The sequence below is a fragment of the Streptomyces sp. URMC 126 genome, assembly GCF_051386555.1.
GTDB lineage: Bacteria > Actinomycetota > Actinomycetes > Streptomycetales > Streptomycetaceae > Streptomyces.
The window spans coordinates 1-230 of record NZ_JBPQTX010001429.1 but is presented as its reverse complement, the minus strand read 5'-3'; the positions used below and the strand labels follow the sequence as shown (position 1 = coordinate 230).

At 72.2% G+C, this 230-nt stretch carries 1 protein-coding gene; it reads right to left on the bottom strand.

Annotated features, from left to right (window positions below; translation table 11 throughout):
- Positions 1 to 139 (bottom strand): OB-fold nucleic acid binding domain-containing protein (locus tag ACSNOK_RS36550; RefSeq protein ID WP_436784939.1); only part of this gene is annotated, 139 nt, incomplete at its 3' end.
- Positions 140 to 230: the final 91 nt, after the last annotated feature.

The following is a 230-nucleotide window of genomic DNA, read 5'->3' as shown; positions in this document are numbered from 1 at the left end:
CCTGCACGTAACCGGAGGCGTCGCGGAGGTCGAGGAAGACCACGCCGCCGTGGTCGCGACGGCGGGCCACCCAGCCGGCGAGGGTGACGGTGGTGCCCGCGTCGGACGCGCGCAGCGTGCCGGCGTCGTGGGTGCGCAACAAGGGAGAAGCCTTTCGAGCGGGAGGGAGGGGATTACCAGCGGTCGTGCACGTGGGCGCGGATGCGCTCGTCGTACAGCCGCTCGAGATC